The organism is Selenomonas sp. F0473 (assembly GCF_000315545.1).
GTDB lineage: Bacteria > Bacillota > Negativicutes > Selenomonadales > Selenomonadaceae > Centipeda.
This window is the reverse complement of record NZ_JH992902.1, coordinates 2,036,438-2,049,754: the sequence shown is the minus strand read 5'-3', so window position 1 is coordinate 2,049,754 and position 13,317 is coordinate 2,036,438. Positions and strand designations below refer to the sequence as shown.

13 protein-coding genes are annotated in these 13,317 nt (G+C 59.3%); 5 read left to right on the top strand and 8 right to left on the bottom strand.

All coding sequences use genetic code 11. The annotated features are described in order from the left end of the window. Positions 1-34: 34 nt before the first annotated feature. The 5 genes from HMPREF9161_RS09515 to HMPREF9161_RS09495 all read left to right on the top strand — a co-directional run bounded on the left by HMPREF9161_RS09515 (position 35) and on the right by HMPREF9161_RS09495 (position 3,472). Positions 35-1,549 (top strand): hypothetical protein, encoded by a 1,515-nt coding sequence (locus tag HMPREF9161_RS09515; RefSeq protein ID WP_009729451.1) that lies wholly within the window; start codon positions 35-37, stop codon positions 1,547-1,549. Positions 1,550-1,571: 22 nt separating this feature from the next. Then, a complete protein-coding gene (locus HMPREF9161_RS09510; RefSeq protein ID WP_009729450.1) occupies positions 1,572-1,787 on the top strand; it encodes a hypothetical protein in 216 nt (71 codons plus the stop codon). A gap of 94 nt (positions 1,788-1,881) precedes the next feature. After that, entirely contained in the window at positions 1,882-2,439 is a 558-nt protein-coding gene (locus tag HMPREF9161_RS09505) for a DNA-3-methyladenine glycosylase I (RefSeq protein ID WP_009729449.1), read from the top strand. Then, on the top strand, positions 2,436-3,143 hold the full coding sequence (locus HMPREF9161_RS09500) for an AzlC family ABC transporter permease (RefSeq protein ID WP_009729448.1): 708 nt from the start codon (positions 2,436-2,438) through the stop codon (positions 3,141-3,143). The genes HMPREF9161_RS09505 and HMPREF9161_RS09500 overlap by 4 nt, the downstream gene beginning before the upstream one ends. Further along, positions 3,140-3,472, top strand: a complete 333-nt coding sequence (locus HMPREF9161_RS09495) for a branched-chain amino acid transporter permease (RefSeq protein ID WP_009729447.1) — start codon at positions 3,140-3,142, stop codon at positions 3,470-3,472. The genes HMPREF9161_RS09500 and HMPREF9161_RS09495 overlap by 4 nt, the downstream gene beginning before the upstream one ends. 64 nt (positions 3,473-3,536) lie before the next feature. Here HMPREF9161_RS09495 and HMPREF9161_RS09490 read toward each other — a convergent pair whose 3' ends face one another. The 8 genes from HMPREF9161_RS09490 to fabD form a co-directional block, all read right to left on the bottom strand. Next, positions 3,537-6,728, bottom strand: a complete 3,192-nt coding sequence (locus HMPREF9161_RS09490; protein ID WP_009729446.1) for an efflux RND transporter permease subunit — start codon at positions 6,726-6,728, stop codon at positions 3,537-3,539. A gap of 12 nt (positions 6,729-6,740) precedes the next feature. Continuing rightward, a complete protein-coding gene (locus HMPREF9161_RS09485) occupies positions 6,741-7,928 on the bottom strand; it encodes an efflux RND transporter periplasmic adaptor subunit (RefSeq protein WP_009729445.1) in 1,188 nt (395 codons plus the stop codon). A gap of 182 nt (positions 7,929-8,110) precedes the next feature. Next, positions 8,111-8,827, bottom strand: coding sequence for a ribonuclease III (rnc, locus tag HMPREF9161_RS09480; RefSeq protein ID WP_037348737.1), 717 nt, complete (start codon positions 8,825-8,827; stop codon positions 8,111-8,113). Positions 8,828-8,831: 4 nt separating this feature from the next. Continuing rightward, positions 8,832-10,076 (bottom strand): beta-ketoacyl-ACP synthase II, encoded by a 1,245-nt coding sequence (gene fabF / locus HMPREF9161_RS09475; RefSeq protein ID WP_009729443.1) that lies wholly within the window; start codon positions 10,074-10,076, stop codon positions 8,832-8,834. Positions 10,077-10,113: 37 nt separating this feature from the next. Continuing rightward, positions 10,114-11,061, bottom strand: a complete 948-nt coding sequence (locus HMPREF9161_RS09470; RefSeq protein WP_009729442.1) for a nitronate monooxygenase family protein — start codon at positions 11,059-11,061, stop codon at positions 10,114-10,116. Between the two features lie 258 nt (positions 11,062-11,319). Further along, complete coding sequence (locus tag HMPREF9161_RS09465; protein ID WP_009442433.1) at positions 11,320-11,550, bottom strand: acyl carrier protein; 231 nt, start codon at positions 11,548-11,550, stop codon at positions 11,320-11,322. A 37-nt stretch (positions 11,551-11,587) separates the two neighbouring features. Beyond that, positions 11,588-12,331 (bottom strand): 3-oxoacyl-[acyl-carrier-protein] reductase, encoded by a 744-nt coding sequence (gene fabG / locus HMPREF9161_RS09460; RefSeq protein WP_009729441.1) that lies wholly within the window; start codon positions 12,329-12,331, stop codon positions 11,588-11,590. A 44-nt stretch (positions 12,332-12,375) separates the two neighbouring features. Then, positions 12,376-13,311 carry an ACP S-malonyltransferase gene (gene fabD, locus HMPREF9161_RS09455; protein ID WP_009729440.1) on the bottom strand — a complete coding sequence of 312 codons (936 nt, stop codon included), beginning with the start codon at positions 13,309-13,311 and terminating at the stop codon, positions 12,376-12,378. Positions 13,312-13,317 lie beyond the last annotated feature (6 nt).

Genomic DNA, 13,317 nt, shown 5'->3' with positions numbered 1-13,317 from the left:
CGTGCTATAATACTATTGAAGAAGGAGGGCGGCCATGGAGCAGCGTACGTATATCGCGATCGATCTCAAATCATTTTACGCGTCTGTCGAATGCATCGAGCGCGGGCTGAATCCGCTGACGACGAATCTCGTCGTCGCCGACGAAAGCCGTACGAGCAAGACGATCTGCCTTGCCGTCTCTCCCGCGCTCAAGGCGCACGGCATCGGCGGACGGCCGCGGCTCTTCGAGGTCATTCGGCAGGTCGCGCATATCAACCGCAGACGATGCGCCCGTGCGCCCCGGCATGAACTCGCGGGCGAGAGCACGGACGCCGACGAGCTAGCTCAGAATCCGGCCCTTGCGGTCGCCTATCATATCGCCCCGCCGCGCATGACACTCTACATGGACTACAGCATGCGCATCTACGAGATCTATCTACGACGCATTGCCCCCGCCGATATTCACATCTACTCCATCGACGAGATGCTCATCGATGTGACGAACTATCTGCGCACGGAGAAGATCTCGGCGCACGCATTCACCATCCGCCTCATCCGCGACGTCCTCCGCGAAACGGGCATCACCGCGACGGCGGGCATCGGAACGAACCTCTACCTCGCAAAGATCGCAATGGACATAGTGGCAAAACGCATCGCGCCGGATGCGGACGGCGTGCGTATTGCAGAACTCGACGAGACAAGCTATCGCCGCCGTCTTTGGACGCATATGCCGCTCACGGATTTTTGGCGCGTGGGCAGAGGAACTGCGAAAAAACTTGAAGAACACGGCCTCTATACGATGGGAGATATCGCGCGCTGCTCGATCGGCGACGCTGATGCGCCATGCAATGAGGATCTCCTTTATCGACTCTTCGGTATTCAGGCGGAACTTCTCATCGACCACGCGTGGGGATGGGAGCCGGCACGCATGGAGGATATCAAAAACTATCGGCCGAAATCGCGCAGCGCACATATGGGCCAGGTACTCCAAACGCCGTATACTGCGGAAAAGGCACGCCTCGTCGTCTGGGAGATGGCGGATGCGCTCTCCCTGGATCTGGCGGAGAAGCGCCTCACAACCGACCGTCTGGAGCTGACCGTCGGCTATGATATCGAATGTCTCACGCGGCCGGAGATCCGCAGCGCTTATCAGGGACGCATCCGCACCGACCGCTACGGACGGCGCGTCCCGTGGCCGGCGCACGGCAGGACGCTCCTTCAGCGCGGGGCGTCGACGCATACGGTCATGGAGGCGCTCACCGTCCTCTATGACGAGATTGCAAATCCCGCCCTCCTCATCCGCCGTCTCACAATCTCCGCACAGCATCTCATACCTGCGGACGAAGTACCGCCGGCGGAACAAATCGACCTCTTCTCCTCCGAAGAGGCGGCACAGACCGTGCTCACGCCGGAAGAGAAAAAAGAGCGCGCAAAGGAACACGCCCTGCAGGAAGCCCTTGTCGCCATCAAAAAAGCATACGGAAAGAACGCCATCCTGCGCGGCGCCAATCTGGTCGACGGCGCGACCGCACGTCTGCGCAACGATCAGATCGGCGGACATAAAGCGTAACGCATATAAAGGGAGTATCTTCATGCAGCGTCCCAATCGAGATATCCGCGACTATGCGGACATCATCAATCTGCCGCATCACATTTCAGAACGGCATCCGCCCATGTCTCTCCGCGACCGTGCGGGACAGTTCGCCCCCTTTTCCGCGCTGACGGGACTCCATGCGGCGGCAGACCGCGCCGCCGCGCGCAGCGACGCCGCCTTTGACGCGCCGCGGGAGATCGACGAGCCCTGTTGACAAGGGAGGCAAAGCCCGCTAGAATATAAACATGCAAATGAGCCGGAGACCCGACGGGCGCCGGCTTTTTCTGTACCATAGAGGAGAATGAGCGATGGATGACGGACGATGCAGATGTTCTTGGGTGAAATTGAACAATCCCATTGATGTAAAATATCATGACGAGGAGTGGGGCGTTCCGCTGCACGATGACCGCGCGCTATATGAGCTGCTTATCCTAGAAACCTTTCAGGCGGGTCTCTCGTGGGAGACGATTCTGAACAAACGGGAGAACTTTCGCCGTGCCTACGAGGGATTCATCCCCGAACGCGTCGCCGCCTTTGACGCGCCAAAAGTCGAGGCGCTGATGCAGGATGCGGGCATTGTGCGCAACCGGCGCAAGATTGAGGCGAGTATCGTAAACAGCCGTATTTTTCTTGAGATTGCGGCCGCGTTTGGCAGTTTTGACCGCTATATCTGGGGATTCACCGATGGGAAATCCATCCGTGAGAGCTGTGAGCTGCGGACGACTTCTCCGCTCTCGGATATGATTGCAAAGGACCTCAAAAAGCGCGGTATGAAGTTCGTCGGCTCCACGTGCATCTATTCGACGCTGCAGGCCATCGGCGTTCTCGCGGCACATACGGACGCATGTGACTGGAGCAAATTATGACACAGCCCAACACGCGGCGCGCCGCGCTGCGCTTTGCTCTGCGGCAAACGCTGCCCATACTGACGGGCTTTCTCTTCATCGGTCTTGGTTACGGCGTCTATATGAACGTGCTCGGCTTTTCCTTTTGGTATCCGCTCTTCATGGGAGCGCTCATCTTCGGCGGTTCGCTCGAATTCGTCGCCGCCACGCTGCTCCTCAGCCCGTTTGCGCCGATTCAGACGTTCCTGCTTGCCCTCATGATACAGGCGCGGCATGTGTTCTATGGGCTCTCCATGTTTGAAAAATACGGCGGCACGGGATGGAAAAAGCCCTATCTCATCTTTGGCATGTGCGACGAATCCTTTGCGATTAATTATACGACGAAGGTGCCGCCCGACATCGACGCGGGCTGGTTCATGTTCTTTGTCACCCTGCTCAATCACATCTATTGGATTACCGGCGCAACGCTCGGCGGTCTCGTCGGCGGCAGTCTCCCCTTCAATACCGACGGCATTTCCTTCGTCATGACGGCGATGTTTGTCGTGATCTTCATCGAGCAGTGGATGAACGATCCGCAGCACTATACGGCCGTTTTGGGGCTTGGCGCGGCGTCGCTTTGCCTCGCGGTATGCGGCAGAGACGCGTTTATGATCCCGACGATGCTCGTTATTCTCGTCGTCTGCCTGCTTTCCCGTCCCTACCTTGAAAGGAGGGCAGCACAATGACGTTCACAGAAGAATGCGCCACCATCGGGCTCTGTATCCTCGCGAGCGGCCTAACGCGCGCCCTCCCCTTTCTCCTGCTCTCGAAATCAAAGCCGACACCGCCGCTCGTCCGCTATCTGGGGAATGCGCTGCCCGCCGCGGTCTTTGGAATGCTCATCGTCTACTGCCTCAAAGACACATCCTTCCTCAGCGGCACACACGGACTGCCGGAACTCATAGGCATTGCCGTCACCGCCCTACTGCATGTCCGTCTGCGCCAAATGCTCGTCTCCATCGCCGGCGGCACCGCGGCGTATATGATACTCATACAATTCGTATTTGCGAAATAAGAAGAAAAAATCCCCTCAGCGAGGCTTCTGCCTCACAGAGGGGATTTTTATTTCCGTAAATCGCTTACATATACTCGTCCGCGGTCCTCGTTTTTGCTTTCTTCCTGCCGCCGAGCATCCGCGCGATGCGGTCGACGACGACGTAGAAGACGGGGATGAGGAAGATGCCCATCGCCGTCGCAAAGAGCATGCCGCCGACAACGGCGACGCCCATACCGTTACGCGCTGCGGCGCCCGCACCGGATGCGATGGCAAGGGGCAGACAGCCGATGATAAACGCGAACGACGTCATGAGGATCGGGCGGAGGCGCAGCCCCGCCGCTTGAATGGCCGCTTTCAGCGGGTCCATACCGCGGTCGACGCGCACCTTCGCAAACTCGACGATCAGGATGGCGTTCTTCGCCGCGAGACCGATGACCATGATGACGCCGATCTGCATATAGACGCTGTTCTGGAACCCCGCGGCGGGTATCCCGATCATGCCGAAGAGGAACGCGAGCACATACTCCGAAAAGAGTGCCCCGAAGATGCCCGTCGGCACCGTGAGAAGCACGGCAAACGGCACGCTCCAACTCTCGTAGAGGGCCGCCAGCGCGAGGAATACGAATAAGAGAGCAAGTGCAAGCACCTGCATCGTCGAATCCGAGGATTTCTTTTCCTCACGGCTCTGCCCGGACCACTCGATATTATAGCCGGAGGGCGCATGTTTCTGCACGATCTCGGTAATCGCGTTCATCGCCTGCCCGGAGCTGTATCCCGTACCGGCGCTTCCCTGTATGGTGATCGAGCGCGTTCCGTTAAAGCGCGTGATCTGCGTGGGGCCCGTCGTAAGTTTCGGCTTGAGAAGCGTGTCGAGCGGAACCATACCGCCCGCAGAGTTTTTAACAAAGACGAACTTTGCCGCCTCCGCCTCCGTGCGGTAAAGCACATCGGATTGGAGGACGACCTTGTAGGTGCGGCCGAACTGATTGAAGTCGTTGACCTCATAGCCGCCGAAGTTGACCTGAAGCGCCGTAAATACGTCGGTCAGCTCGACGCCGAGGTTCTTGACCTTTTCGCGGTCGATCTCATACTGATAACTCGGCGCGTTGATCTTAAAGGTTGTGCGTACGCCCTGGAGTTCCGGCCGCGTGTTTGCCTCTGCGAGGATCCCGTTGACAAGATCGTTGAGTTCGAGATCCGTGTGCCCGCTCATATCCTGCAGTTCGAGCGACCAGCCGCCGACATTGCCGAGGCCGGGCAGAGCCGGCGGGTTGATGGCCACGACGAGGGCCTCGGGCGCTTCCATTGCGCCGACCCGGAACATCGTGTATACCGCTGCAGTGACCGACTGCGCAAAGCCCAGACGCTGCGACCAATCCTTCATGCCGACAAAGACGACGGCGCCGTTGGAGTTCGCGCCGCCGGCGAGGATATCGAATCCGTTGATCGACATGACGGCGCTCTGGCCCTTGATCTCGCGCTGCGCCGCCTGCTGGATCTTATCCACAACCTTCTGCGTTTGGTTCGTGGATGTCCCGGAAGGCAGCTGGATCGCGATCATCATATACCCCTGATCCTCTTCCGGAACAAAGGTGGACGGCAGATTCTTATAGATGATCGCCGTCAGGCCGCAGACGATGAGCAAAAATATGACGGCTACCCGCGACCGGCGGATGAAGTTCGTCACAATACCGACGTAGCCTTTGCGCGCACGGTTGAACCAGTTGTTGAATCTGTCGAAAAACCGCTCTAGGAAGCCGTTTTTCGTATTTTCCTTCTTCGGTTTCAGCATCATCGCGCAGAGCGCGGGGGTCAGTGTCAGCGCAACGAATGCGGAGAGCGCCATCGAAATGGCGATGGTCAGCGCGAACTGCTTATAGAGCACGCCCATCATGCCGCCGAGGAACGCGACCGGGACAAAGACCGCCGCAAGCACGAACGCAATGGCGACGACAGGTCCCTGCACCTCCGCCATCGCGCGCTCCGTGGCGTCGATCGGCGAGAGCCCGCTCTCCATATGATGCTCGACGTTCTCGATGACGACGATCGCGTCGTCGACAACGAGACCGATCGCGAGCACCATCGCAAAGAGGGTCAATGTGTTGATGGAGAAATCCAGCAGGATAAACGCGCCGAACGTACCGATGAGAGACACCGGCACCGCGAGCAGCGGAATAACGGTCGCGCGCCAGCTCTGAAGGAATATAAAGATGACGAGCACAACGAGCAGCAGCGCTTCGACGAAGGTGTGAACCACCTCGCTGATGGACGCGTTGATGTAGTCGGTGCTGTCGAAGATCGACTTCATTTTGAGTCCGGGCGGGAAGTTTGCTTCAGCTTCCTTGAGAATCTTACGAACTTCCGAGATGGTCGTCATCGCGTTGGCGTCCGAAGTCAGCTGTATGCCGAATCCCACGGCGGGATAGCCGTTAAACTTTGCAACGATGCTGTTGGACCGCTGGCCCGTCTCGATGCGTGCGACGTCGCGCAGTCTGACGAAGGATCCGTCTTTGCCCGAAGCGATGATGACGTTGCCGAACTCCTCGGGCGTCGTGAGACGGCCCTGCACCTTTCCGGTATACTGTTTCTCCTGCGCGTTGACGGTCGGCATGCCTCCGACGGTTCCCGCGGGCGCCTGCACGTTCTGTTCCTTAATCGCCGCCGTAATATCCGCGACGGTCAGACCGAGTTCCGCGAGGCGATCCGGATTGAGCCAGACGCGCATCGCATAGTCCGAACCGAATACCTGGACCTCGCCCACGCCGTTCACTCGCTTGATCGCGTCGAGGAAGTAGAGCGTCGCGTAGTTCTTCATAAACGCGCGGTCATAGCTGCCGTCTTCGGAATATAGAGAGACGAAGTACGCCATCTGCCCCGAGGATTTGCGCGTCGTGACGCCCGCCGCCTGCACGGAGGACGGCAGACTGGCGTTTGCGCCCGCGGCGTTGTTCTGCACCTTGACGGCGTCCATATCGCCGTCCGTGCCGACTTCAAAGGTTACGGAGAGGCTGTACCGGCCGGTGTCGTCGGACGTAGAACTCATGTAGTCCATGCCCTGCGTACCGTTGACCTGCTCCTCGATCACCTGCGCGACCGTCTCGTTCACGACAGCCGCACTCGCCCCCGTGTAGTTGGCGGCTACCGCAACGGTCGGCGGAGAGATCTGCGGGTACTGCGCAATCGGCAGGGAAAATCCTGCAATCGTTCCGACAATCACGATCATCAGCGCTATGACGATCGCAAAAATCGGCCGATGGATGAAAAATTTTGCCAAAGGAGTTCCTCCTTACTCGGCCGGCGTCAGCGTGCTGGCGTTAAAGTTGGAAGAATCCTCTTCGACGGAGAATCCCATTTCGTCCGCGGTGACCATCGTGACGTCGAGGTCGCCGCCCTCCTGGAGCGTGGTGAGTCCTTCGACAACGACGATATCGGAAGCGGAGAGGCCGTCCTTGATCACGTAGTAGCTGCCGACTTTATCGCCGAGCGTGACGGTGCGTGCGGCCGCCTTGTTGTCGTCTCCGACCACCATGACGAACGACTTGCCCAGGAGCTGCTGTACGGCGCGCTCAGGTACGAGGAGCGCATTGGGAATGGTATCGCCGACGAGGCTGACGCGGGCGAACATGCCCGGGAGGAGGAGGCCGTCCGGGTTGTCAAAAAGCGCTTTGACCGTGAGGGTCCCCGTCTGCGCCGCAAGCGCGCGGTCCACGGTCGTGATATGTCCTGCGAGCGGATATTTCGAGCCGTTCGAGAGTTTGAGCTGCACGATAACGGCGCCGATGCCGCTCTGCTGTGCCGCCTGCTCCATAAAATTCAAGTATTCGTTTTCCGAGAGGCTGAACTGCGCATAGATGGGATTCGACATGCCCATCGAGACCAGCGTCGTCGTCCCGGCGGACACAAAGGTCCCGAGCCCAACGTCGTTGACGGAAAGCTGGCCCGACATCGGCGCATAAATAGTCGTATCGTCGAGGTTTTCCTGTGCCTGACGCAAAAGCGCCGCATTTGCGGCGGCCGCAGCCTCATAGGCGCTGACCTGCGCGCGCTGGGTCGCAAGCGTCTGCTCGGAAACGGCCGCGTCGGCATAGAGCTGCTCATAACGGCTGAGATCCATGCGCGCATTGCCGAGCGTCGCCTCAGACTGGGCAAGGGTCGCCTGTGCCTGCAGGACGGCGCTCTGGTACTGCCGATCGTCGATTCGGAACAGCGGCTGGCCGGCCGCGACATACTGACCGCCCTTCACATATTTCTCCACGACGTTCCCGGAGACGCGAGACTGGATGTTCACCTCATCCGTCCCCACAATCTGTCCCGCATACACATGCGTGAGCGGCGTGTCCTGCTGCAGGACGTTCATCGCCTTGACTGGCGTCGGTTTCGCGCCGCTTTTCTGCCCGCTCCCGCACCCCGTCAGCAGAGCGCCGAGCATCAGCACGGAAACAAGCGCCGCAACGCTCTTCTTGATGCCAAACAAATAAAAAACCTCCTCTTCGTCCCATTCCCGAGGGCATTGCTTCATCTCTTCTAAAATATCCTCTATGAAGAAACGGCAGGTATCCGCACGGGACTCCCTGCCATAGCAATCTTATCTTACTCGAAGCGCGCGTCAAAAGTCAAGGAATGATATCACGTTCGACGATAAGTTTAACTGAAATTTTAACTGTGGCCGAGCCGGTCGAGCGCATGCGCGGCGGCCTGCTGCTCCGCCTTTTTCTTGCTGCGCCCCGTGCCCTCGCCCATCGCTCGGCCGGCGACAAGTACGCGCGTCGTAAAGCGCTTATCGTGATCGGGACCGCTCTCATCGACGAGCTCATAAGCGACGGTCTCGCGCTGTGTCTTCTGGATGTACTCCTGGAGCGTCGTCTTATAATCGCGCTGTACCTGTTCGGGCCGGAGGCGTCCGACCTCGGAAGCAAGCTGCGCATAGGCATAATCTTTTGCGGCTTCCCATCCGCCGTCGAGATACACGGCGCCGACAACGGCCTCAAAGGCATTTTCAAGGTTGTTCTGCCGCTCGGCGCCGCCGTCCTGCGCCTCTCCGTGACCGAGCCGAAGGTACGCGCCCAGATCAAGCCGCCGCGCCAGGCGCGCGAGGGTCTCGCTCTGCACGAGGCTTGCGCGCATCTTCGTGAGTTCCCCTTCGGTGCACGCCGGGAAACACTCATATAAATATGTGCTGGAGGCAAGCTCCAGCACGGCATCGCCCAAATACTCCAGGCGCTCGTTATGCGGTATTAATTTTCTCGATTCGTTTGCATAGGAAGAATGTGTCAGCGCTTCGTCCAGGAGCGATATATCGGCAAATCGGATGCCGAGCCGGACGGAGAGGCGCTCCAGGGCCTTGCGGCGCTCCGGCGTCATCCCGTGTGCCATCGCCTTACGCCCGGAATTTCCGAACGACAAGGCAGGCATTGTGCCCGCCGAAGCCGAAGGAGTTGGAAATCGCCGCGCGTACGGTCTTTGCCCGCGCCGTATTCGGCACATAGTCGAGATCCAGCCCCTCGTCCGGCGTCTCGTAATTGATCGTCGGCGGCATGATATCGTTCTCAACGGCAAGTACGGAAGCGATGAGTTCGACACTGCCCGCCGCACCGAGGAGGTGTCCCGTCATGGACTTAATGGAGGAAACGGCAACGTCCTTTGCGGCGGCCCCCCAAACGGTCTTGATCGCCTCGGTCTCGCACAAATCGTTCATATGCGTGGAGGTGCCGTGTGCATTGATATAGTCGAGGTCCTCGGGCTTCATGCCCGCATCGTCGAGGGCCAGCCGCATACACTTCGCCTGATACTCGCCCCGGGGCGCGGGGCTCGTGATATGATAGCCGTCGGAGTTGGATCCGTAGCCGACGAGTTCCGCGTAGATATGCGCGCCGCGCGCCTCGGCGTGCGCGAGCGTCTCGAGGATCACAAGCCCCGCGCCCTCGCCCATGACGAACCCCGAGCGGTTCTTATCAAACGGGCGGGAGGCATGTGCGGGATCGTCGTTATGATCCGTGCAGAGCGCCTTCATCGCCGCAAATCCCGCGCTTGCCGCCTCGGAGATCGAAGCCTCCGTACCGCCCGCGATGATAACGTCGGCGTCGCCGCGCTGCAGCACACGGAACGCGTCGCCGATGCAGTTCGCCCCCGTCGCACACGCCGTAACGACACAGGACACGGGACCGTGCAGGCCGTAGTTGATGGCAACCTGTCCGGCCGCCATATTCGCAATCATCATGGGGATAAAGAACGGGCTGACGCGCTCCGGCCCCTTGTCGAAAAGACGCTCATAGGTGCTGTGCATCGTCTCGATGCCGCCGATGCCCGCGCCGATATAGGCGCCGACGCGGTCCCGGTTCTCCTGATCGAGGTCGAGTCCCGCATCCGCAATCGCCATGCCCGCCGACACAACGGCAAACTGGGCGTAGCGATCCATGCGCTTCGCTTCTTTCTTATCGATGTAGCCGTCGATGCTGAAGTCCTTGACCTCGCCTGCAATCTGTGCAGCGTAACGTGTCGCGTCGAAACGGGTGATCTTATCGATGCCGTTCTTTCCTGCACACAGGGCATCCCAAAAGGCGTCTTTTCCGATGCCGATCGGCGTAATGGGTCCCATCCCCGTAACGACAATTCTCTTTTTCAAACCAATCGACTCCTTTCCCGGAGCATCCGCGGACACTCTAGTTCGCTGCCTCCAGCTGCTGTTTCAGCTCTTCAAATATTTCATGAACACTCAAAATCCGATCGATGCGCGGCATGAATTCGCCGGTGAAGACAAGTCCCGTCTCGAGATCCCCCTGCTGCGCGCGCGAGAGCGCGCGGATGATGCAGAAGTGATGGTCGCAGTGCTTGAGGCACTTATCGCAGACGGTCGGCGGCACAGGGCCCTCCATAATCCGCGACGAAAACGGCGTGCGCACGGCACGTCCCGGCAGTCCGACGGGACTGTGGATAATCACAATGTCGTCCTTTTGGGATTTGAGGTAATATTTCTTGAGCGACGGCGCCGCGTTGGATTCAACGCAGGCCGCAAAGCGCGAGCCGAGCTGCACGCCGTTCGCTCCCATCTTGTGGATATCCGCAATATCCTGTCCCGTCAGTATGCCGCCGGCGGCAAAGATAGGAATCTTTACCGCCGCACGCACGTCGGAAATGATATTGCGGACGGATTGATCCGTACCGAGATGTCCGCCGGCCTCCTTGCCCTCGACGACGACAGCCGAAGCGCCCAGTTTCTCGGCGATTTTCGCCAGTTTCGGCGTGGAAACGATCGGCACGATCGGCGTGCCGGATTCCTTTCCGAGTTGGAACATATCGCGGGAAAATCCCGCGCCCGCAACGACGAGATCAATGCCCTCGTCAATCGCAATTTGAACGGCCTCCGAAAAGTCGCTGGCCGCGACCATTTCGTTGATGCCGATGATCCCATGGGGTGAAAGCGAACGCGCGAGCCGGATCTCGTAACGCAGCTCCTTCGGTTTCATGCCGGAAGCAGCGATGAGCCCGATCCCGCCCTCGTTCGCAACGGCGGCGGCGAGCCGCGCCGTTGTAATGCGAATCGCCATACCGCCCTGAATGATGGGGACGGTGGCAACTTTGCTGCCAATCCTCACCTCGGGTAGTCTCATATAAGCCCTCCAATCGCGAGAGAGCGCGCCACACAGCGGCCTCTGCCGCACGCAGCGCGGCAATTCATGCTCCCCGCAAGATCGATCTCCCCTTCCGCCGGCGGGAGTCGAATATATCACAGCAGGACGCTTCCCGTCCTGGTTTTATGCAAAGTCATTGCTGCCTTTTGAGAAAAATCCCGTGCGCCTGAGCCGTCACGGGATTTCCCTAAAAGACAAGTTTTGTGCACGGATGCGGCGTTCCGCTTCCGCTGCCTCTTATTTGTGCTGATCAATGTAATTGACGACATCCTGAACGGTCTTGATCTTTTCAGCCGCCTCATCCGGGATCTCTACGTTGAATTCTTCTTCGAACGCCATGATGAGCTCAACGATGTCGAGCGAGTCTGCGCCAAGATCGTCGATGAAGGTGGACTCAAGGGTGACCTCGTCAGCCTCCGAGCCGAGCTGTTCCACGACGATGTCGCGAACCTTGTCAAACGTTGCCATGCAGTATCTCACCTCCTTTAAATGAATTGATTGTATTCTACATCACCATGCCGCCGTCTACATTCAGCGTTTGGCCTGTAATATAAGATGCCGCGTCGCTTGCGAGGAAGAGAACGGCATCGGCGACATGCTCCGGTTTGCCGAGCGCGCCGAGGGGAATTCCCTCGACGATCTTTTCACGAATATTGTCCTTGAGAACCGCCGTCATATCTGTATCGATAAACCCCGGCGCCACGGCGTTGACCGTGATGCCGCGCGGCGCGAATTCTTTCGCCGCCGCCTTTGAAAAGCCGATCACCCCGGCCTTTGCAGCCGCGTAGTTCGTCTGCCCGACATTGCCGATCTCGCCGACGACGGAGGTGAGATTGACGATACGCCCGCTGCGCTGTTTTGTCATGAACTTCGCGGCGGCCTTCGTGCAGGCATAGACGCCCTTCAGATTGGTGCTGATCACGGCGTCGAAATCCTCGTCTTTCATACGGACGAGCAGGGTGTCGCGCGTGATGCCGGCGTTGTTGACGAGGATATCGAGCCCGCCGAGCTCCTCATGGACCCGCGCGACCATCTCCGCCGCCGCGGCGGCATCCGAGACGTCCGTTTGGACGAGGAGCGCGGTGCCGCCCTGTCGCTCGACGAAGGCCTTGACCTCCTCGGCAGCGGCGGTATTGCCCGCATAGTTGACGGCAACCTTCGCGCCCTCCGCCGCGAGGCGAATCGCAATGGCGCGGCCGATGCCGCGGGATGCGCCCGTCACGAGAGCGACTTTCCCTTCAAGAATCATGGAGTCCTCCTTCTGGATTCCTTTCGACCGAACTCATTTAATCATTACTTCTTTAGCGTGTCAAGTGTTTTTTGCAGGGAATCCGCACTCTCGACGTTCAGGCTGATAAGGCTCTTATCGATGCGCTTATTGAATCCCGCGAGGGTCTTGCCGGGACCGCATTCGACGTAGGTGTCCGCGCCGAAGTCGCGCATGGTCTCCACACACGCGATCCAGCGGACGGGATGATCCGCCTGCGCGACGAGATTTTCCTTGATCTCCGCCGACGTCTGCTGCAGTTTTCCCGTGTAGTTCGAGACGACGGGGAATGCCGCATCGTGAATCTCCACTTTGTCAAGTTCCGCTGCGAGTTTCTTTGCCGCCGGCGCCATCAGTGTCGAATGAAACGGTGCGGAAACCGGCAGGATGACCGCCTTCTTCGCGCCCTTTTCCTTGAGCAGTTCGACTGCCGTCTCAACGCCCCTCATAGTGCCCGCGATGACCGTCTGCCCCGGGCAGTTGAAGTTGACCGCTTGAACGGCGCCCGCACGGCTTGCTTCCGTGCAGACCGCGACGATGCTCTCGTCGTCGAGCCCGATGACCGCAGCCATTGCGCCCTCGCCCACGGGAACGGCTTCCTGCATATAGGCGCCGCGCTTATGTACAAGCAGGACGGCGTCTTGGAATGATATAACGCCCGCAAGCACCAATGCGCCGTACTCGCCGAGGCTGTGTCCGCCCGCGACTTCCGGGGCAACGCCCGCTTCGCGCAGAAGTTCCGCCGCAATGACCTCTACGGTCAAAATGGCAGGCTGCGTATGTTCCGTCAGCTGAAGCTTATCGGCAGGCCCTTCAAAGCAGAGTCTGCTGATGGAATAACCGAGCGCTTCGTCGGCCTCTGCAAAGCGTTTTTTCGCAAGATCATAGGCGTCGAACAGGTCCTTGCCCATGCCGACGACCTGCGCCCCCTGCCCCGGAAAGATAAATGCGAGTTTCCCCATCGTATT

What these genes read in the sequence shown, in the direction of transcription:
- HMPREF9161_RS09515 (WP_009729451.1), top strand. Translation starts at nt 35, where the DNA reads ATGGAGCAGCGTACGTATATCGCGATCGATCTCAAATCATTTTACGCG.
- HMPREF9161_RS09510 (WP_009729450.1), top strand. Translation starts at nt 1,572, where the DNA reads ATGCAGCGTCCCAATCGAGATATCCGCGACTATGCGGACATCATCAAT.
- HMPREF9161_RS09505 (WP_009729449.1), top strand. Translation starts at nt 1,882, where the DNA reads ATGGATGACGGACGATGCAGATGTTCTTGGGTGAAATTGAACAATCCC.
- HMPREF9161_RS09500 (WP_009729448.1), top strand. Translation starts at nt 2,436, where the DNA reads ATGACACAGCCCAACACGCGGCGCGCCGCGCTGCGCTTTGCTCTGCGG.
- HMPREF9161_RS09495 (WP_009729447.1), top strand. Translation starts at nt 3,140, where the DNA reads ATGACGTTCACAGAAGAATGCGCCACCATCGGGCTCTGTATCCTCGCG.
- rnc (WP_037348737.1), bottom strand. Translation starts at nt 8,827, where the DNA reads ATGGCACACGGGATGACGCCGGAGCGCCGCAAGGCCCTGGAGCGCCTC.
- HMPREF9161_RS09470 (WP_009729442.1), bottom strand. Translation starts at nt 11,061, where the DNA reads ATGAGACTACCCGAGGTGAGGATTGGCAGCAAAGTTGCCACCGTCCCC.
- HMPREF9161_RS09465 (WP_009442433.1), bottom strand. Translation starts at nt 11,550, where the DNA reads ATGGCAACGTTTGACAAGGTTCGCGACATCGTCGTGGAACAGCTCGGC.
- fabG (WP_009729441.1), bottom strand. Translation starts at nt 12,331, where the DNA reads ATGATTCTTGAAGGGAAAGTCGCTCTCGTGACGGGCGCATCCCGCGGC.
- fabD (WP_009729440.1), bottom strand. Translation starts at nt 13,311, where the DNA reads ATGGGGAAACTCGCATTTATCTTTCCGGGGCAGGGGGCGCAGGTCGTC.